The 18,289-nt window shown below is 71.5% G+C and carries 19 protein-coding genes and 1 riboswitch; of the genes, 6 read left to right on the top strand and 13 right to left on the bottom strand.

Going from position 1 to position 18,289, the window contains the following annotated elements; translation table 11 throughout:
- Window positions 1–80: 80 nt before the first annotated feature.
- Both ABZ928_RS29705 and ABZ928_RS29700 read right to left on the bottom strand, forming a co-directional pair.
- A complete protein-coding gene (locus ABZ928_RS29705; RefSeq protein ID WP_361525433.1) occupies window positions 81–2,648 on the bottom strand; it encodes an FtsX-like permease family protein in 2,568 nt (855 codons plus the stop codon).
- Window positions 2,649–2,652: 4 nt separating this feature from the next.
- A complete protein-coding gene (locus ABZ928_RS29700; protein WP_361525430.1) occupies window positions 2,653–3,552 on the bottom strand; it encodes an ABC transporter ATP-binding protein in 900 nt (299 codons plus the stop codon).
- Window positions 3,553–3,752: 200 nt separating this feature from the next.
- Between ABZ928_RS29700 and ABZ928_RS29695 the strand changes: the two genes are divergently transcribed.
- The gene (locus ABZ928_RS29695; protein ID WP_171146238.1) at window positions 3,753–3,980 is read left to right on the top strand and encodes an antitoxin; all 228 of its coding nucleotides are present in this window, start codon (window positions 3,753–3,755) and stop codon (window positions 3,978–3,980) included.
- A gap of 43 nt (window positions 3,981–4,023) precedes the next feature.
- On the top strand, window positions 4,024–4,362 hold the full coding sequence (locus tag ABZ928_RS29690; RefSeq protein ID WP_361525859.1) for a fic family toxin-antitoxin system, toxin component: 339 nt from the start codon (window positions 4,024–4,026) through the stop codon (window positions 4,360–4,362).
- A 26-nt stretch (window positions 4,363–4,388) separates the two neighbouring features.
- On the opposite strand, the gene ABZ928_RS29685 is transcribed toward ABZ928_RS29690, so the two are convergent.
- Window positions 4,389–5,072: a class I SAM-dependent methyltransferase gene (locus ABZ928_RS29685; RefSeq protein ID WP_361525427.1), complete on the bottom strand. Its 684-nt coding sequence runs from the start codon at window positions 5,070–5,072 to the stop codon at window positions 4,389–4,391.
- A 73-nt stretch (window positions 5,073–5,145) separates the two neighbouring features.
- Window positions 5,146–5,832 (bottom strand): triacylglycerol lipase, encoded by a 687-nt coding sequence (locus ABZ928_RS29680; RefSeq protein WP_361525424.1) that lies wholly within the window; start codon window positions 5,830–5,832, stop codon window positions 5,146–5,148.
- 114 nt (window positions 5,833–5,946) lie between these two features.
- Here ABZ928_RS29680 and ABZ928_RS29675 point away from each other — a divergent pair, with 114 nt between their 5' ends.
- A complete protein-coding gene (locus ABZ928_RS29675; protein WP_361525421.1) occupies window positions 5,947–8,517 on the top strand; it encodes a LuxR C-terminal-related transcriptional regulator in 2,571 nt (856 codons plus the stop codon).
- A 62-nt stretch (window positions 8,518–8,579) separates the two neighbouring features.
- On the opposite strand, the gene bioD is transcribed toward ABZ928_RS29675, so the two are convergent.
- From bioD to bioB, 3 genes are read right to left on the bottom strand one after another with little or no spacing between them, the layout of a single operon-like run.
- Window positions 8,580–9,296, bottom strand: coding sequence for a dethiobiotin synthase (gene bioD, locus ABZ928_RS29670; RefSeq protein ID WP_361525418.1), 717 nt, complete (start codon window positions 9,294–9,296; stop codon window positions 8,580–8,582).
- Between the two features lies 1 nt (window position 9,297).
- Window positions 9,298–10,578, bottom strand: a complete 1,281-nt coding sequence (locus ABZ928_RS29665; protein ID WP_361525415.1) for an adenosylmethionine--8-amino-7-oxononanoate transaminase — start codon at window positions 10,576–10,578, stop codon at window positions 9,298–9,300.
- Window positions 10,571–11,767, bottom strand: a complete 1,197-nt coding sequence (gene bioB / locus ABZ928_RS29660; RefSeq protein ID WP_361525412.1) for a biotin synthase BioB — start codon at window positions 11,765–11,767, stop codon at window positions 10,571–10,573. The genes ABZ928_RS29665 and bioB overlap by 8 nt, the downstream gene beginning before the upstream one ends.
- 146 nt (window positions 11,768–11,913) lie before the next feature.
- Here bioB and ABZ928_RS29655 point away from each other — a divergent pair, with 146 nt between their 5' ends.
- Window positions 11,914–13,041 carry an 8-amino-7-oxononanoate synthase gene (locus ABZ928_RS29655; protein WP_361525409.1) on the top strand — a complete coding sequence of 376 codons (1,128 nt, stop codon included), beginning with the start codon at window positions 11,914–11,916 and terminating at the stop codon, window positions 13,039–13,041.
- Between the two features lie 36 nt (window positions 13,042–13,077).
- Here ABZ928_RS29655 and ABZ928_RS29650 read toward each other — a convergent pair whose 3' ends face one another.
- Together ABZ928_RS29650 and ABZ928_RS29645 are read right to left on the bottom strand one after the other, a co-directional pair.
- Entirely contained in the window at window positions 13,078–13,311 is a 234-nt protein-coding gene (locus ABZ928_RS29650) for a DUF397 domain-containing protein (RefSeq protein WP_361525406.1), read from the bottom strand.
- 9 nt (window positions 13,312–13,320) lie between these two features.
- Window positions 13,321–14,190 carry a helix-turn-helix transcriptional regulator gene (locus ABZ928_RS29645; RefSeq protein ID WP_361525403.1) on the bottom strand — a complete coding sequence of 290 codons (870 nt, stop codon included), beginning with the start codon at window positions 14,188–14,190 and terminating at the stop codon, window positions 13,321–13,323.
- A gap of 212 nt (window positions 14,191–14,402) precedes the next feature.
- Between ABZ928_RS29645 and ABZ928_RS29640 the strand changes: the two genes are divergently transcribed.
- A complete protein-coding gene (locus ABZ928_RS29640) occupies window positions 14,403–14,861 on the top strand; it encodes an ATP-binding protein (RefSeq protein WP_361525401.1) in 459 nt (152 codons plus the stop codon).
- Window positions 14,862–14,929: 68 nt separating this feature from the next.
- Here the strand turns inward: ABZ928_RS29640 and ABZ928_RS29635 are convergent, their stop codons facing one another.
- The 3 genes from ABZ928_RS29635 to ABZ928_RS29625 form a co-directional block, all read right to left on the bottom strand.
- Window positions 14,930–15,403: a C40 family peptidase gene (locus tag ABZ928_RS29635; protein ID WP_361525398.1), complete on the bottom strand. Its 474-nt coding sequence runs from the start codon at window positions 15,401–15,403 to the stop codon at window positions 14,930–14,932.
- A 3-nt stretch (window positions 15,404–15,406) separates the two neighbouring features.
- A riboswitch (cyclic di-AMP (ydaO/yuaA leader) is annotated at window positions 15,407–15,619 on the bottom strand.
- A 278-nt stretch (window positions 15,620–15,897) separates the two neighbouring features.
- Window positions 15,898–16,212 (bottom strand): hypothetical protein, encoded by a 315-nt coding sequence (locus ABZ928_RS29630; protein WP_361525395.1) that lies wholly within the window; start codon window positions 16,210–16,212, stop codon window positions 15,898–15,900.
- A 7-nt stretch (window positions 16,213–16,219) separates the two neighbouring features.
- Window positions 16,220–16,855 carry an ATP-dependent Clp protease proteolytic subunit gene (locus ABZ928_RS29625; protein WP_361525392.1) on the bottom strand — a complete coding sequence of 212 codons (636 nt, stop codon included), beginning with the start codon at window positions 16,853–16,855 and terminating at the stop codon, window positions 16,220–16,222.
- A gap of 63 nt (window positions 16,856–16,918) precedes the next feature.
- On the opposite strand from ABZ928_RS29625, the gene ABZ928_RS29620 reads away from it, so the two are divergent.
- On the top strand, window positions 16,919–17,224 hold the full coding sequence (locus ABZ928_RS29620; RefSeq protein ID WP_361525389.1) for a type II toxin-antitoxin system Phd/YefM family antitoxin: 306 nt from the start codon (window positions 16,919–16,921) through the stop codon (window positions 17,222–17,224).
- Between the two features lie 5 nt (window positions 17,225–17,229).
- Here the strand turns inward: ABZ928_RS29620 and ABZ928_RS29615 are convergent, their stop codons facing one another.
- Window positions 17,230–18,219: an ABC transporter permease gene (locus ABZ928_RS29615; RefSeq protein ID WP_361525387.1), complete on the bottom strand. Its 990-nt coding sequence runs from the start codon at window positions 18,217–18,219 to the stop codon at window positions 17,230–17,232.
- Between the last annotated feature and the right edge of the window lie 70 nt (window positions 18,220–18,289).

Raw genomic sequence — 18,289 nt, 5'->3', positions numbered from 1 at the left:
CCCAACTCTCAACGGAGACGGCTGACTTGAGATTCATTCCGATTCCATCACCCTCACCCCGACGGCCGCCACCGCCCCCGTCACTCGTGCGCGATCGCCGCCAGCACATTCATCCGCGACGCCCGCAGCGCAGGCAGCAGCGCCGCCACGACCCCCACCACCGCCGAGCCGACCACGACCGCGACGATCGTGCCCCAGGGGATGGCCAGCGCCGACATGCCCTGCAACGCCAGCACCTGCTGCACGCACACGCCCCACACCAAGCCCAGCGCCAGTCCGAGGACCGCGCCGAACACGGCGATCACCACCGACTCCAGGCGGATCATCCGCCGGAGCTGGCGCCGGGCGAGCCCGATCGCGCGCAGCAGTCCGATCTCCCGGGTGCGCTCCACGACCGACAGGGCGAGGGTGTTGACGACGCCGAGCACCGCGATGACGATCGCGAGGCCGAGCAGCGCGTACACGAGGTAGAGCAGGACGGCGATCTGGTCGTGGATCAGATCCTTGTAGTCGGCGAGGTCACGCACCTGGACCTGCGGATAAGGATCGAGCGTCTTCTCCAGGTGCGTGCGCAGGTCGTCCGGGTTCGTGCCCGAGGCGGCGTTGACGTACAGCGCGGAATCCTGGCCCCCCGGCGCGTACCGCTGAAGTGTCTCCAGGCCGAAGTAGATGCCGCCCTGCGCCCCGAAGCCCTCGGCGGCGTCCTGGTCGGTGAGGGCGCCGACCTTCAGCTGGGCCGTCTTGCGGGTCTGGAACTCGACGGGGAGGGTGTCGCCGAGCCGTACGCCGTGGTCGTGCGCGAAGTCGGTGTCCATGGCGACGCTGCCGGGGGCGAGCGCCGCGGCCGTGTCGCCCTGCGCGTAGGTGATGTGGGCGACCTCGTCGAGCTGCGGGTCGTAGGCCGCCGCGGCCGTCTCCACCCGGTCGCCGTCCGGCAGCCGTACCGCGATCGTCGCGAACTGCGAACGGACCACCAGGCCCACGCCGTCGGTGTCGCGGACCTTGTCCGTGACCTCTTCGGGGAAGGGCACGAAGTTGCTGTTCTGGATGACGAAGTCGGCGCCCAGCGTGTCGTCGATCTGCTGGTCGAAGGACTTGGTCATGGAGGCGCTGGCCACGGACATCCCGCCGACCAGGGCGAGCCCCACCATCAGCGCGGCCGCGGTGGCGCCGGTGCGGCGGGGGTTGCGCAGGGCGTTGCGCTGGCTCATCCGGCCGATCGAGCCGAACAGCGCGGGGAACGCCCCGCCGAGGACCCGGATCACGGGGCGCACCAGCAGCGGTCCGGCGATCACGGTGCCGATCAGGGTCAGGACGACACCGAGACCCAGCAGGGACGCCGAGGACGAGGTGTCCGAGGAGAGCACACAGCCCACGAGGGCCGCCGCGCCGGCCCCGAAGACGATGCCGCCCACCAGGGCGCGCACCTTCAACGGCCGTCCCACGCCCGCGATCTCGGCGTCCGCCAGCGCCGCCATCGGCGAGACGGTGGCCGCGCGGCGGGCCGGCAGATACGCCGCGACGAAGGTGACGCCCACGCCGACGACGTACGCCGCCACCGGGGTGCCCCAACCGATCACCATCTCACTGGACTTGATGTTCATACCGAGCGTGTTCATCAGCGCGATGAGCCCGGCGGCGAGTCCGATGCCGGTCGCGAGTCCCAGCGTCGAGCCGACCACGCCGAGCAGCATCGCCTCGGTCAGCACCGAACGGCGGACCTGGCGGCGGTCGGCGCCCAGGGCGCGCAACAGGCCCAGTTCGCGGGTGCGTTGGGCGATCAGCATCGAGAACGTGTTGACGATGAGGAAGACGCCGACGAGCACGGCGATCCCGGCGAAGCCGAGCATGACGTACTTGATGACGTCGAGGAATCCGCCGAGTTGCTCGACGTCCGACTTGGCCTGCTCGTCCGCGGTGCGGATCTCGTAGTCGCCGGTGCCGATCGCGGCGGCGATCCGCTGCTTCAACTGGGCGTCGCTCACGCCGTCTTCGGCGTCGACGGAGATGCTGGTGGCCGCCTTCGGGTCGCCGAGGAGCTCGGACTGCGCGGCCGCGGTGTCGAGGAAGAGCAGGGTCGCGCCGGGGTTGGTCGTGGTGAAGGTGACGATGCCGACGACCTCGACCTTGAAGGTGCCCTGCGGCCCGATGACGCGGAGCGTGTCCCCGACGCGTACGTCCTTGCGGTCCGCGGACTCCGAGTCGAGCAGCGCCTCACCGGGACCGTGCGGGGCGCGCCCGGACGTGAGCTCCACGGGGCTGCGCGGGCCGGGGCTCCAGTCGGTGCCGATCGTGGGGGCGCCGGTGGTCGAGCCCACCGGGTCGTTCTTGGAGTTCGCGACGGTGATGTTCTGGACCTCGGCGTCCACGCGCGCGGACGCGACCCCGTCGACCTTCGCCACCTGGTCCGCGAGCGCCGCGGGGATGGTGGCCGTCATGCCGGAGGGGATCGACTCGTCGAGCTCCTCGCGCGGACTGACCGTGACGTCCGGGGCGGTGGAGGCGAAGAGGCGGTCGAAGGTGTGGCTGAGGGTGTCCGAGAAGATCAGACTGCCCGCGACGAACGCCACGGACAGGACGACGGCCAGCGCGGACAGCAGCAGCCGTCCCTTGTGGGCGAGGAAGCTGCGGAGGGTCGCCTTGAGCACGGCCTCAGTCCTCGTTGGTCGAGTCGGTGGAGCTGGACGGGCTGGACGGGTCGGACGGGCTGGACGTGTCGGGTGTGCCGGACGTCTCGGGCGCTGTGCCGGACGCGCCGGGTGGACCGTCGTACTGCCCGCGGATCACATCGAACCGCTTCATCCGTTCCAGCACCGCCTCCGCCGAAGGCCGCTCCATCTCGTCGACGATCCGCCCGTCCCCGAGGAAGAGCACCAGGTCGGAGTGGGCGGCGGCGCCGGGGTCGTGGGTGACCATGACGACGGTCTGCCCCAGCTCGTCCACGGCCTCCCGCAGGAAGCCGAGCACCTCCAGACCGGCCCGCGAGTCCAGGTTGCCGGTGGGCTCGTCCGCGAAGATCAGCTCGGGCCGGGAGGCCAGCGCCCGGGCGCACGCCACGCGCTGCTGCTGGCCGCCGGAGAGCTGGGCGGGCCGGTGCTTCAGCCGGTCCCGCAGCCCCAGGGTGTCGATGACCTGGTCCAGCCACTTCTCGTCGGGCTTCTTGCCCGCGATGTCCATGGGCAGGGTGATGTTCTCGGCCGCATTCAGCGTCGGGATCAGGTTGAACGACTGGAACATGAACCCGATCCGGTCCCGGCGCAGCCGTGTCAGCTCGCGCTCCTTGAGGCCGGTGATCTCGGTGTCGCCGAGCCAGACCTGACCGGCCGACACGGTGTCGAGCCCGGCCAGGCAGTGCATCAGCGTGGACTTCCCGGATCCCGACGGCCCCATCACGGCGGTGAAGCGCCCGCGCGCGATCTCCACGTCCACCGAGTCGAGGGCGAGCACCGCCGTCTCGCCCGAGCCGTACGCCTTGGTCAGCCCGCGGGCGCGGGCCGCGACACCGTCGGCCGACGCATGGCCCGGGGCGTGCTCCGCAGCAGGTGTGGACAAGACTGCCTCCTCGCTCGCGTGGACGTACCGAGTCCCTTGTCCGGCCGAGGGTAGTGTGACCCCGCCCACACCCGGTATCCCCCTTGAGTGCGGGGCCGTCTCCACCCCAGGTCGGGCCCCTGATACCGGTGTAAGGGGCAATCTCCACCCCCGGGCGGACCCTCTTGCCGGTGCTAGCGGTTCGGCGCTAGCGTCGAGGTATGGCGAAGACCCAGCTGAACGTACGGGTGGACGAGGGCACCGCCCGCGCGGCTCGCGAACGCGCCCTGGCCCGCGGCATGAGCGTCAACCGCTACATCGAAGAGCTGGTCAAACAGGACACCGGCGAGGTCGGCCACACCTTCGTGGAGGCCGCCGCCGACTTCATGAAGCAGTACGAGAGCGTGTTCGCCGAGGAGTTCGGCGCCGAGCGCGAGGGACGTCGCTGACCTCTTGAGCGACAACCTGAGAATCGACCTCGCCTGGCTCCTCATGCTCGCCGAACAGAAGACCCCCGGAGACCCCCAGGTCACCGACTGGGGCGCCCTCGTCGCCGCCGTCGCACGGCACGAGGCCGAGATATTCGACGTGCCCGTCTACGACAGCCCGCACGCCCGCGCCGCCGCCCTGCTCCAACTCCTGATCCATGTACCGGCGTTGGAGCGCTCCAACGCCCTGTACGCGTCCTCCGTCGCCTACGCCTACCTCGTCGCCAGCGGCCTCAAGGTCGTCACCTCGCCCGAACAGGTCCGTGAACTGGCCCGGCTGGTCAAGAGCGGTGAGGCGTCCGTGCACGACATCGCCGAGGAACTGCGCCAGTGGAGCCTGTGAGGGAACCACGCCGGTGAGCCTGTGCGTCAGGGCTCGGCGGGCCGCCAGGCGGTGCCCAGCACACAGTAGGAGGCAGGCGTCCGGGGCCCCGTCTCCGGCATCAACACCTGCCGGTACGGCCCGAGTTCGAAGCCCGCGGCCCTGATCGAGGCGACCGGGTCCCGGAAGACATGGCAGCCCCCGCTCAGCGGCGGCCACACCGTCCGGTCAAGGGTCCGCTGGGTGAACCGCATCGCCGGGCCACCGCCCCGGCCGTGCTCGAAGAACCGCAGGACACCGCCGGGCCGCAGCACCCGCCGCATCTCCGCGAGGGCGCGGGGCGCATCGCGGACACTGCACAGCACCAGCGAGAGCACCACCGCGTCGAAGGCCTCGCTCTTGACCGGCAGCGCCTCGGCCGCACCCGGCACCACATCGACGGGCACCTCGGCGCGCAGAGCGGCGTCCATCGCCAACTGGCGTAGCCGCCGCTCGGGTTCGATCGCCACGACCTCGGCGACCGTGCTCGGATAGTGGGCGAAGTTCAGACCGTTGCCCGCGCCGATCTCGATCACCCGCCCGGACACTCCGGCGAGCAGCCGGTCGCGCATGCCGCCCATGCCCCAGCGGGTCTCGGCGGCCACACTGAAGCGGGCGTAGTAGCGGGCGAACAGCGGATGGTGCACGGGATCGCGCGACACTTTGCCTGTGCCGGCGGACCGTAGCGGCATGGCGACCTCCCGAACAGGACGGGCCCTACCCTGATTGTCCCCCGGCGCGCGTCCCGCGCACCCTCCGCGCGCGTTACGCGACGAAGTCGCGGACCTGCTCGTACACGCCGTAGTCGTTGTTCATGTCGGTGTGCGAGATGCACCCGACCTCGACGTTGGTCGCCCCGCTCAGGATCGCGGTGGTGTCCGGGGTGAGCGCGTCGTCGCAGTTCGACCAGTAGCTGGCGTAACTGACGCTGCCCGGTGTCTCGTCACCGGAGTTGAGCGAGGTCAGGAACGAACTGCCGGTGTACATCTCGGCACACGACGTGTACAGCCACGAGCACCAGGAAGCGGTCGTCGTGCCGTGGTTGACGCCGGCCGTCGAGACGAAGTCGTCCACGTACGACGTCCCGCCGAGATTCTTGAGGTAGTAGCGGGAGTTGAGCGCGCCCATGGAGTGCACGACCAGGTCGACCTTCGAGGCGCCGGTCGAGGAGAGCACGGACTTGATGTAGGTGGAGAGCTGGCTCGCGGTGGTGACGTTCGACTTGGACCAGTCGTACGAGAACGCGTACAGCTCCGAGGACGTGTAGCCGTCCGCCTTGAAGTCGGCGATCCAGTCGTCCCAGCTGCTCGCGTCACTGCTCAAGCCGTGCACGAAGACGATCGGATTGTGGGTCGCGGCCTGAGCAGGGGCCGCGGAGAGCGGAAGTGCCAGAAGGAGCGACGAGACGACGGCCGAGACGGCCGCTGAGATGCGACGCGCGGAGCGCTGCATGATGCCTCCTGATACGGGTGGGGTTGTCAGGAGTGTCAGCGGGGTCTACGCGCGCCGCATCGGCGAAATCGCCGGTCTTTACGTGTCAATTAACTCGCCAGTAACGTCGTTGGTGTGCTGACTCCTGTAACCCCGCCGCCCCTTGAGGGCGCTCCCCCCACGGCGTTGCTGCCGGAAGGCGTCCGGGTGCGGCTGCTCCATGCGGTGTACGGCGATCCGCGCGCCGCCGCCGAAGCCGTACGGCTGCTCGGCGCACGCCGGTCGGCCGGCCTGGACCCGCTTCCGGCCGAACCGGGGGAGCTGGCTCCGGAGTTGCTGCGGGCGCACCGGGCGGAGATCCGGAGACTGCCGGACGACACCCGGCTGCTGCTCCTGCTCGCCGCGGCCGACCAGTACCCGGTCGCCACCCACGCCTTCCCGCGCGCGGTCGCGGCCGCCCGTCTCGACACCCGGCCACTGGAGGCCGCCGAGGCGGCGGGGCTCGCGCACACCACGGCCTCCGGGGTCGTCTTCCGTGACGCGTGGACGCGGATCGCGGCGTACGAGACGGGATCCGCGGCGGACCGGCGCGACATCCACCGGCTGCTGGCCCGGGTCCTGCGCGCCCCGGGCGAAACGTCTCTGCGCTCCTGGCACCGCGGCGCGGGAGCCCTCGGCCCCAGCGCCCGCCTGGCCGCCGAACTCGGCGCCGCCGCCACGAAGTCCCGCGACGCCGGCCGCCTCCCCCTGGCCCGCGCCCTCGCCGAACGCGCCTCCGAACTCTCCCCCGACCCCTCCCGACGAGCCGCCCTCCTCTCCCGAGCCGCGGCCTACGCCTGGCAGTCGGGCGACGGCGACCGGGCCCGCCGCCTGGCCGCACTGTCCGACGACGACGCCCTGACCGGGGTACTGGCGCTGCGCGCGGGGAACGCGACGGAGGCGTTCGACGCGCTGCTGACGGCGGCGGTCATGGATGAGGAGGGGGAGGGTGCGGCACGGGGAGAGGGGGGTGGCGGCGGGCTTGGGGTCGATGACGCAGGGGAGACACGGGGCCGAGGCGTCGGTTCTGCCGCCGGTGCGAGTTCTGATGCGGCCGACGTTTCGGCGGGGCGGTTCGGGCGCGCGGGGTCTTCCGTGGGCCTTGGCCCGGATGTGGGTGACGCACCGGCGCGGCAGGTGCAAGGCCCTGAGTTTGCCGTCGGCGCGAGCCCTGACGCGGCGGACGCATCCGCGAAGCGGGCTCGGGGCGTAGGGCGTGCCGTCGGCGCGCTCCCGACCCCCGCACCCGGCTCGACCCAGCCGCGACCGCCGAGCCGGACGGCCGCCCCCGCCCCTCCGTCCCCCGGCCCCTCGACCTCCACTGCACGCCCCCGCCCCGCCACCCTCGACGTCCCCGACCCCGCCCTCCATCTCCTCGCCCGTGCCACCGAAGCCGCCATCTACACCGGTGACCTGCGTCGATGTAGGGACGCGGCGTTGGTGGCGCGGCGGTTGGGGGTGGTGCCGCCGGGCACGCTCGGGGGGCTGGCGGCGGCGTTCGAGGGGAGGTACGAGGACGCGCGGGATCTGCTGGCGGCGGCGGCCGGGCGGTGTGGGCCCGGGGGCGACCCCACCTTGCTGATCCATGCCGGGATCGCCGCGCTCATGCTGGGCGACCACACCCGTGCCACCGCGGCGACGGCTCGCGCGGCCGCCTCGGCCCGGGTGCGCGGCGCGACGGTCGCCGTGGCGCAGGCGATGGAGTTCCGTGCCTACGCGGACTTCTGGACCGGACGCCCACGCGCCGGGGAGGCCGCCGCCACGGACGCCCTCTGGCAGGCGCACGCCACCGGCCAGGACAACGGGGCGTGTCATCTTCAGGCCGCCCTCGCGATGTTCGCGGCGCTCACCGGCGACGCCGAGGTCTGCCGTGAACGCGCCGCGACCGCACGGTCGTACGCCCTCGCCCATGGTCTGGGGCTGCCCGCCGCGCTCGCCCAGTGGGCGCTCGCCTATCTCGACCTCAGCAGCGGCAAGTTCGCCGCCGCGGCGGCCCGGCTGCGCGCGCTCGCCGGGTTCGGGCCGGGCCACGGGCACCGGGCGATCCGGCACCTGGCCACCCCGCACTATGTGGAGGCGGCCGTCCGGACCGGTGACACCCGGGTCGCCAAGGTCGCCCACGCCGACTACCACCGCTGGGCCAGCGCCGTCCGCAGCCCCGACGACCTCGCCCTCAGCGCCCGCTGCCGAGCCCTCCTCGCCCCCGGCGCCGAAGCGGTCGACCACTACCGCGGCGCCCTCGACCTGCACGCCCGCGGCACCCGCGACTTCGAACGCGCCCGCACAGAGCTGCTGTTCGGCAGCGCGCTGCGCCGCCTGCGGCACCGTACGGAGGCCCGCGACCGTCTCCACAGCGCCCTGGAAGCCTTCGAACACTTCGGCGCCCCGCACTGCGCGGCCCAGGCCCGAGCCGAACTCCGCGCCCTGGGCGCCCCCGCGACGCCCTCCCAGGGCACGAACGACGACCTCACCACCCGTCTCACGGCCCAGCAGCTCATGGTCGCCCGCATGGCCGCCGACGGGGCCACCAACCGGGAGATCGCCACCCGCCTCGCCCTCAGCCCGCGCACCATCGACCACCATCTGCGGGGAGTCTTCTCGCGGTTGGGGATCAGGTCGCGGATCGAGCTGGTGCGGTTGCTGGGGGAGGAGGGAGAGGGGATGTGATGACGCGCGGATCGCGGATGTTCCACGGAGGGACGGCCCGCGCGGACGCCGGCCGTATCCGATCAGCCCGCCTCGCGCTCCCTGAACTCCTCCGCGTCCCACGCCCCGTTCAGTCGTCGCGTCACCCAACCCGGCGCCGCCGCACGGAAGTCGGCGGGCGAGAGTGCCCCCGCGCCCGCCGGCAGCGCCCCAAGAAGCGGCGCCCCCGCCACCTCCGGCAGATCCGCCAGATTGCAACGCGAGGCCAGATCGGGGGAGTCGGGCCAGCTGCCGATCACCACACCGAGCAACTCAAGCCCCCGCACCCGCAGTTCACGCGCCGTCAGCTCGGTCGTGTTCAGTGTGCCGAGGCCCGCCGACGCCACCACCAGCACCGGTGCGGCGAGGAGTTCCGCCACGTCGGCCAGGGTGCCGCCCGCGTCGTCGAAGCGCACGAGGAGACCGCCCGCCCCCTCGACCAGTACCAGGTCGTGCTCGGCGGCCAGCTTGGCGGCGGCCTCGGCGACGTCCCGCGGCCGCACTGGGGCGAGCCCCGCCCGGCGCGCCGCCGTCGCGGGGGCCAACGGCTCGGGATAGCGGGCGACTTCGGCGGCCGTCACCGCGCCCGCGAGCCGCGACACCTCCTGCGCGTCCCCGGGCTCGTCCGGCCGTACGCCGGTCTGCGCCGCCTTGAGCACGGCCACCGACCGGCCCGCCGCCACGGCCGCCGCGGCGACCGCCGCGGTCGCGACGGTCTTGCCGACCTCCGTGCCCGTACCCGTGATCACCAGGACCGACATGTCATCCCTCCCGCGCCGCGGCGCACACCGCACGCGCGATCCGTGCCACGTCCGCGTCACCCGTGACATACGGCGGCATCGTGTAGACGAGGTCGCGGAACGGCCGCAGCCATACGCCCTCGCGCACGGCCGCGGCGGTCGCCGCGCTCATGTCCACGGCGTGGTCGAGCTGGACCACGCCGATCGCGCCGAGGACCCGTACGTCCTTCACACCCGGCAGTTCCAGGGCCGGCGCCAGACCGTCCCGCAGCCCCGCCTCGATCCGCTTGACCTCCGCGAGCCAGTCCTGCCCGAGCAGCAGCTCGATCGAGGCACAGGCCACGGCTGCGGCGAGCGGATTGCCCATGAACGTCGGGCCGTGCGCGAGCACCGGGACCTCGCCCCGGGAGATGCCGTCGGCCACCCCCGATGTGCACAGCGTCGCCGCCATCGTCAGATAACCGCCGGTCAGCGCCTTGCCCACGCACATCACATCCGGCGTCACCGCCGCGTGCTCCGCCGCGAACAGCGCCCCGGTGCGCCCGAAGCCGGTCGCGATCTCGTCGAACACCAGCAGCACGTCGTGCGCGTCGCACGCCTCCCGCAGCACCCGCAGATACGCGGGGGAGTGGAACCGCATCCCGCCCGCACCCTGCACCACCGGCTCCACGATCACCGCGGCCAGCTCATCGGCGTGCCGCTCGATCGTGGCGCGCAGCTGCTCGGCGTACGACTCCTCGTACTCGGCCGGCGGAGCGTCCACGAACACCTGGCGCGGCAGCACCCCGCTCCACAGCTCGTGCATCCCGCCCTCGGGGTCGCACACCGACATGGGCTGCCAGGTGTCACCGTGGTAGCCGCCGCGCCAGGTCAGCAGGCGCTGTTTCCGGCCGCGCCCCAGCGAGCGCCAGTACTGAAGGCACATCTTCACCGCGACCTCGACCGACACCGACCCGGAGTCGGCGAGGAACACATGCTCCAGGCCCTCGGGAGACATGTCGACAAGGTGCTTCGCCAGCCGTACGGCGGGCTCGTGCGTGAGCCCGCCGAACATCACATGGCTCATCCGCCCGAGCTGCTCGTGCGCGGCCTCGTTGAGGACGGGGTGGTTGTAGCCGTGGATCGCCGACCACCAGGACGACATCCCGTCGACCAGCTCGCCCGAGCCGTCCGCCAACCGCAGCCGGACCCCGCTCGCCGACTCCACGACCAACGGCTCCTGCCGCCCCGGCATCGGCCCGTACGGATGCCAGACATGCCGCCGGTCGAGCTCGAGCAGCTCGGACACGGGCAGGTCAGGCATTGGGCGCGAGATCCGTTCCGGCACCACGACGGCGTACGGCGACCAGGTCCGTACGCGGCTCGCTCGCCGCCGGAGTCACGGCCGGCTCGGGCGCCGCACCGCACACGGACCCGCACCCGGCGCCCTCGTGCGAGCCGCAGCCCGCGCTCGCGTGCGACCCGCACCCGCCCGCCGCTGCCACGTCGACCCGGTGCTGGGGCAGCGTCACCTCGCCCGCGCCCTCCACCTCGAACCCGGCGTCCGCGATCATCTCCAGGTCGGCCTTGCCCGCCTGGCCCTCGGAGGTCAGGTAGTCGCCGAGGAAGATCGAGTTGGCGAGGTTCAGGGCCAGGGGCTGCATCGTGCGCAGATGGACCTCACGGCCGCCCGCGATCCGCACCTCGACGTCCGGGCAGACGAAGCGGACCATCGCCAGGATGCGCAGACAGCGCTGCGGGGTGAGGTTCCACTCCTTGGCCAGCGGGGTGCCCTCGAAGGGGATCAGGAAGTTGACCGGCACCGAGTCCGGGTCCAGCTCACGCAGCGAGAACACCACGTCGATCAGGTCCTCGTCCGACTCGCCCATGCCCGCGATCAGGCCCGAGCAGGCCGACAGACCCGCCGCGTGCGCCTTCTGCACGGTGTCCACGCGGTCGGCGTAGGTGTGCGTGGTCGTGATCTCCCCGTACGTCGCCTCGGACGTGTTGAGGTTGTGGTTGTAGGCGTCGGCGCCCGCCTCGCGCAGCCGCTCGGCCTGGCCGTCGGAGAGCAGGCCCAGGCAGGCGCACACCTCGACGCCCTCGTTCTGGTCCTTGATCGCCTTGATGGTGCCCGCGACCCGGTCCACGTCCCGGTCCGTCGGCCCGCGCCCGGACGCCACCAGGCAGACCCGCTTGGCGCCGCCCGCCAGACCCGCGGCGGCCGCCTGGGAAGCCTCGTCGGGCTTGAGCCAGGTGTACTTCAGGATCCCGGCCTCGGAGCCCAGGCGCTGCGAGCAGTAGGAGCAGTCCTCGGGGCACAGCCCGGACTTGAGGTTGACGAGGTAGTTCAGTTTCACCCGTCGGCCGAACCAGTGGCGGCGCACCTTTCCGGCCGCGGCCACCACATCGAGCAGGTCGTCGTCGGAGGTGGCGAGGACGGCGAGTGCTTCGTCGCGGGTCGGCAGCTCGCGCCGAAGCCCCTTGTCCACCAGCGTGTTCAGCAGGTCCATGGGTCCTGATCCTGTCCTACGGACCCGTCCCGGGCCAAGGAGAGTTCGTACAACAGCTGCCATTCGCTGTGTGGGTATTGCCACACAGTGGGTGCCCGGATCGGGCACTAGTGTCTGTTCGCTGCCTACAAAACCCCGGAGGACCCATGGCGTTCGGCTGGATCGACGAGCAGGCGCTGCTGCGCCGCCGCGCCGGGCTCGTACGGACCCTGCGGCCCCGTCCCGCCGACTCGCCGCTCCTCGACCTGGCGAGCAACGACTACCTGGGTCTGGCCCGCCACCCCGAGGTCGTCGAGGGGGCCGCGCGGGCCGCCCGGACCTGGGGCGGAGGCGCCACCGGGTCCCGGCTCGTCACCGGCACCACCGAGCTTCACACCGAGCTGGAACGCGAGCTGGCCGAATACAGCGGTCATGAAGCGGCTCTCGTCTTTTCCTCCGGGTACGCCGCCAACCTCGCCGCGGTCACCGCGCTCGCCCCGCACGGCTCGCTGATCGTCTCCGACGCCGGGAACCACGCCTCGCTCATCGACGGCTGCCGGCTGGCCCGGGGCACGACCCAGGTCGTCGGGCACGCCGACCCGGACGCCGTGCGCAAGGCGCTGCACACGCACGACGGTCCCGCGGTCGTCGTATCCGACACGGTCTTCTCCGTGGACGGCGACGCCGCCCCGCTCGCCGGGCTCGCCGAGGCATGCCGGGAGCACGGCGCGGGCCTGCTGGTCGACGACGCCCACGGCCTCGGCGTACTCGGCGACGGCGGCCGCGGCGCCCCGTACGCGGCGGGGCTCGCGGGCGCCGACGACGTCGTCGTGACGGTCACGCTGTCCAAGTCGCTCGGCAGCCAGGGCGGCGCCGTGCTCGGCCCCGCCCGGGTCATCGACCACCTCGTCAACGCGGCCCGGACCTTCATCTTCGACACCGGGCTCGCCCCCGCCGCGGCGGGAGCGGCCCTCGCCGCACTGAACCTGCTGCGCCGCGAGCCGGAACGCGCGGCGCGCGCCCGGACCGTGGCCGCCGAACTGCACGCACGGCTGACCGCCGCGGGGCACGAGGCGGTACGCCCCGACGCCGCGGTGGTCTCCGTGCGCGCTCCGTCCCCGGATCAGGCCGTGCGGTGGGCGGCGGACTGCCGTACCGCGGGTCTCGCCGTGGGCTGCTTCCGGCCCCCTTCCGTGCCCGACGGCATCTCACGGCTCAGGCTGACCGCCCGCGCGGACCTCTCCGAGGCGCAGATCGAACGCGCTGTACAGGTGATCGGTGAGACACGACCATGAGTCGGCGTGACACGGCCGTGCTTCGGACGGAGTGGCTCAGAACGCGGCCGTGAACCCCGCCCAGCTCTCGGGGGAGAAGAGCAGCGCGGGTCCGGACGGGTTCTTGGAGTCGCGCACGGCGAGCAGACCGGCCTGGGGGCCGGTCAGCGGCCGAGCCGTCTCCACACAGTTGTTCGCACCGGTGCTGTAGCTGCTGCGCAGCCATCGCACGACGTGCAGATCCGTACTGGAATCGGTACTGGAAGGTACGTTCCGAGGCATTGCGGACATGGTGCCTCCTTACGCGCCGTCACCTATCCCGGCGATGTAATCCAACGAGTCCTCGGGCGAAAGGGCGTGGATCTGAAGGGTGTTGAAGGCCTCCGTGTAGGCCTGGAGGTCTTCTTTCCGTTCGAGGTAGAGGCTACTCGTCATGTGGTCGAGAACAACCACGTCCAGATCAGATGTGCTCGGAAAAGAGAAGATTACGAAAGGCCCGGTGATGCCGATGTGCGCTCCCGCGGCGAACGGCAGCACCTGAAGCCTCACTTGGGGCAGCCGCGCCGCCTCGATCAGTCTCCGCAGCTGCCGCGCCATCGTCGCGGGCCCGCCGATCTCCCGGCGCAGCACCGCCTCGTCCAGCACCGCGCTCAGCTCCAACGGCGGCTGGGCCCGCAGTACGTCCTGCCTGGCCAGCCGCACCTCGACCAGCGCGTCCAGTCTGTCGTCGGTGTCCGCGTCGAGCCCGCCCACCGCGGCCCGGGTCACCGCGCGCGCGTACTCCGGTGTCTGCAACAGCCCCGGCACCACCGAGGTCTCCAGCGTGCGCATCGCGCTCGCCTGGGACTCCAGACTGATGAAGTCGCGGTACGTCGTCGGCAGTACCCCGCGGTACTGGTGCCACCAGTGGTGCCGTCCGCCCCCTTCGTCGGACCCCGCCAACACCAGCAGCAGCTCACGCAGTTGGCCGTCGCGCACCTCGTAGACGTCCAGGAGTAACCGCACATCGGCCGGTTTCACTCCGCTCGCGCCCGTCTCGATCCGGCTCACCTTGGACTGGTGCCAGCCCGCCAGCCGGGCCGCCTCACCACTGGTGAGCCCCGCACCCGTGCGCAACGCACGCAGTTCGGCGCCCAGTTTCCGGCGGCGTACCGCGGGACCGTGCTGCATGGGCTACTCCTTACTCCTTACGGGCCGCTCAAATACGGTTTTCCGTCGGAGAGTTCACCGCTTCGAGCGACAGATATATGCATATCTTGGTGGATCGGCACCGTGACGGGCCTGGTAATGGCAGTCTGGCGGCGAAGCACCAGTCCGGGACCGTACTCGAACCATCCGCTCCGTGTCGGACTGCGGTCCCGTGGGAAAGGGACGACGTCGCCATGGCAGACCATCTGGAAGCATCCGTCACTCTGCCGAGCGATCCCGCCTCGGTCTCCGCGGCCCGCACCTATGTCATCGGCACCCTGGCGGAATGGGGTCTGCCGGCGGACACCGAGGTGGCGGAGACGATCCGGCTCATCGTCTCCGAACTCGCCACCAACGCCGTACAGCACACCTTCGGGCAGTCACCCACCTTCACGGTGGACATCCATCTCGACCGTGACGAACAACTGCGCATCGGCGTCACCGACAGCCACCCCCGCTTCCCCAAACGCCTGCCGGCCGCTGTCCAGCAGGACAACGGCCGAGGCATGGTCATCATTCGGTGGCTCACCGCCGAGTGCGGCGGAAAACTGAGAGTGCGGCCCACGCGCGAGGGGGGCAAGACGGTTTCCATCGAACTGCCTTGGACCGTCCCGGCGGAGCCGGTGTCAGCGGCGGGGCAGCAGGAACCGTAGGCGGGGCGCTACGGCGGCCCCGCGAGGGTGGCGGCGGGTCAGGTCGCCGTCACCCCCGCGGGATCGGGTCACTTGACCCGGCCGTACCAGACGCTCTTCGTCCAGATCTTCTCCAGCTTCACGACCTCCCCGGTCTTCGGGGAGTGCCAGATCTTCCCCTTCCCCGCGTAAATACCGACGTGGTACACGTTCGACCCCGAGTGGAAGAACACGAGGTCTCCGGCCTTGCGGCTGCCGGAGGAGATGTGGCGGGTCTTGTTGTACTGCTGGGCCGCCGTACGAGGCAGTTTTTTGCCGGCCTTCTTGTACGAGTAGAGCGTGAGCCCCGAGCAGTCGAAGCGGTGCGGCCCCGCGGCGCCGTACTTGTACGGGGAGCCCTTTTTGGAGGCCGCTACCTGGAGTGCCTTCGTCGCCGGTGTCGCGGCCTCGGCATCGGACGCGAGGCCCGGGACCACGAGGGAGCCGCCCACTGCGGCGAGGGTGAGAGCCGAAGCCGTACCGGCTCGGGCCATCAGCGACGGGACACGATTGAGCGCAGTCATGCGCAACCCTTCGTCAGCCGCCTGTGAAGGATGACCTGTCGGATTCGGGCTGGCGAAGTTGCCCGGCCGCAAACTGCGGCTTCACCCCAAGGGCTGCTCGGAACGGCCGATGAAGGCTGCTCCGGCGACCCGTCGTGCTTGGGTCCTCCACTCCTGCCGATCCACTCCTGTCGACTCGGTCATCCGGGCGGCGGCAGGACTCGGCGTCCACCCGGACCGCCCCGCCGCTGTGGCGGGGGCTTGTCGTCAGACAGGGATCTTCACGCACTCAATGCCGAAAAACCCAATGGAATCGGGGATTTGTGTTGTTACTCACCACTCACCCGTTCGGGTGGACACTCGTCTGTTCGAGGGACTGTCCAGGGGTCCGAGGACGCCCGGACCAGCATCGGAGGCACTCATTCCGGACTCGGGCTACGCGCGTCGCGCAAGCCTGACGGCCCAGTCGAAGGAGAGGCGTCTACTCCGAATGGGGGTACGTCATTTGGTCCGTTTCAACCCCGGTCCGGACACTGCGGCGGCAGGGCGACCCGCGCGGTGCGCCGCTCGCCGTCGAGCACCCGCAGCGCCTGCGCCAGGGTCGCGGCGTGCACCTCGGTCTCGCCGCGCTGATGCATCGTCGCCAGCGCGTCGCGCAGTGCGGCCGCCTTGGCCACGAGCGCCTGGGCGGCCCGCAGTCCGCGGTAGGTGTCGCCGTGGTGCGCCGGGTTGATACGGCCCAGCAGATCGACCACGTCGAGATAACGGTCGATCAACTCGCCCTCGGCGCGCGTCAGGGCGGGCAGCGGTGGGAGTTCGGGTGGGAGCACCGGCCCCTCACCGCCCGGTGGGCGGCGCGGCGGTGGCCTTCCGGCTGGGGATGATCCGGTCCACCAGCCCGTACTCCACGGCCTCTTGGGCGTCCATGATCTTGTCCCGCTCGATGTCCGCGGTGACTTGCTCGTGGCTGCGCCCGGTGTGCCGTACGAGCATCTCCTCCAGGCGGTGGCGGATGCGCCCCAACTCCTCGGCCTGGATGGCCAGATCGCTGGCCTGTCCCTCCACCGGCTCGGGCAGCGACGGCTGATGGATCATCACGCGCGCGCCCGGCAGGGCGAACCGCTTGCCCGGGGTGCCCGCCGCGAGCAGCACCGCGGCCGCCGAACCGGCCTGCCCCAGGCAGATCGTCTCCACGTCGCAGCGGATGTACTGCATCGTGTCGTACACCGCCGACATCGCGCTGTACGAGCCGCCGGGGGAATTGATGTAGAGGGAGATGTCCCGGTCCGGGTCCTGGTACTCGAGGTGCATGAACTGCGCCATCACATCGTTCGCCGAGACATCGTCGACCGGCGTCCCGAGGAAGACGATCCGCTCCTCCAGCAGCTTCGAGTAGGGATCCATCGTCTTCTGCCCGAAGCTCGTGCGTTCCGTGAACTCGGGCAGGACATGGCGGGCGGTCGGTCGGGTCATGGGTACCCCTCCTTCTGCGTCTGTAAAAAATGTACAGGATGTACGTGACGTTAGAATGGGGGCATGGCCTACGAGATTCCGGTGACGCAAGCCAGGGCTGAGCTCGCCGATCTGATCAACCGTGTGGTGTACGGCGGTGAGCGCGTTGTCGTGACCCGCCACGGAAAGCCCCTCGTCGCCCTTGTCTCCGCCGCCGACCTGGAACGACTGGAGAAGCTCGCGGAGCCGGCCGAGCTCGCCGAGCCCGCCGTGCTCGCCGAGGAGCAGGTGATCAGCGCGGTCTCCACGGTCCGAGAGGTCGCGTCCGCTCCCCGCGAACAGCAGCGGTTCGGTATCGCCGCGCACCATCGGGGGCATGGCGCGTCCTGAGCCCGTCAGCCGACGGGGGCGAGCTCCCGTTGCCCGGGCGCGGGCTCGACGCTCGCCTTGCGCGCCTTGAGCGCGTTCCCCAGGAGTACGGCCCCCAGTCCCAGCGCCGCCCACCACGTGAGGGTCAGTGCGGGTCCGGTCGCCGCCGCGCCGTCGAAGTAGGCCACCGAACGGGTCAGGGTCGCGCCGGCGCCCGGGGGCAGCCACTGGCCGATCGTGCCGACCGGCTCGGGCAGCATCCGCGGGGCCGAGGCCGCGCCGGAGAACGGGTTGCCGAACAGCATGATCACGCCCGCGGTGATTCCCACGCCGGCGGTGCCGAGGAGCGCGGCGAGCCCGGCGACGGCGCCGCTCACGGCCAGCGTCGTGAGCCCGAACACCCCCGCCTCCGCCCACCAGTTGCCCGTGAGGATCCCGAGCCAGCTGTCCCCGATCCCGGCGGCGGCCACGCCGACCAGCGCGGAGGCACCGAGCAGGGCGGTCACGGCACGGCTTCCGCGCAGCCCGCTCAGCGTCACCACCGCGCCCGCCGCCATACCCGCCAGCGCGAGCGGCAGCACGCTCGCGCTGAGCGCGGCGCCGCGCGGGTCCGTGGCCGGGGCGGCCACCACATCGACCGTCTTGACCTGTGCGTTCTGGGCGACCGCCTGCTGAAGCAGTTGGGCGACGACCGGGCTCGCGGCGGACGCGGTGAGCAGTTCCGGGCCCTGAGTGGTGGCCACGACCGCCCCGTATACGGTCCGGTTCTCGATGGCGTCGCGGGCGGCGGCCTCGTCGGCGTAGTGGTGGATCTCGAACGCGCCTTCGTGCCGCGCCAGTTCCTTCTCCATCCGGGCGGTCGCGGCGGCGGGCCCGGCGACGCCGAGCGGCAGGTCGCGGGGTGCGGTGCGGGCGGCGGGCCAGGCGAAGGCCCAGAGGGCGAGGGCCGCGATGACCGGGACGAGCACGACGACCGCGATGACGCGGCGGGCGTTCCCGGTGGGGGCGGTGGACATGGTGATTCCCTTCTGTGTGCCGATTAAAAGAGAAGGATCGTTCGTTTTACGTGTGCCACCACCGTCCTGC

It is taken from the genome of Streptomyces sp. NPDC046909, assembly GCF_040644695.1.
GTDB lineage: Bacteria > Actinomycetota > Actinomycetes > Streptomycetales > Streptomycetaceae > Streptomyces.
The sequence above is the reverse complement of the archived record's forward strand: the minus strand, read 5'-3'. Positions and strand labels throughout refer to the sequence as shown.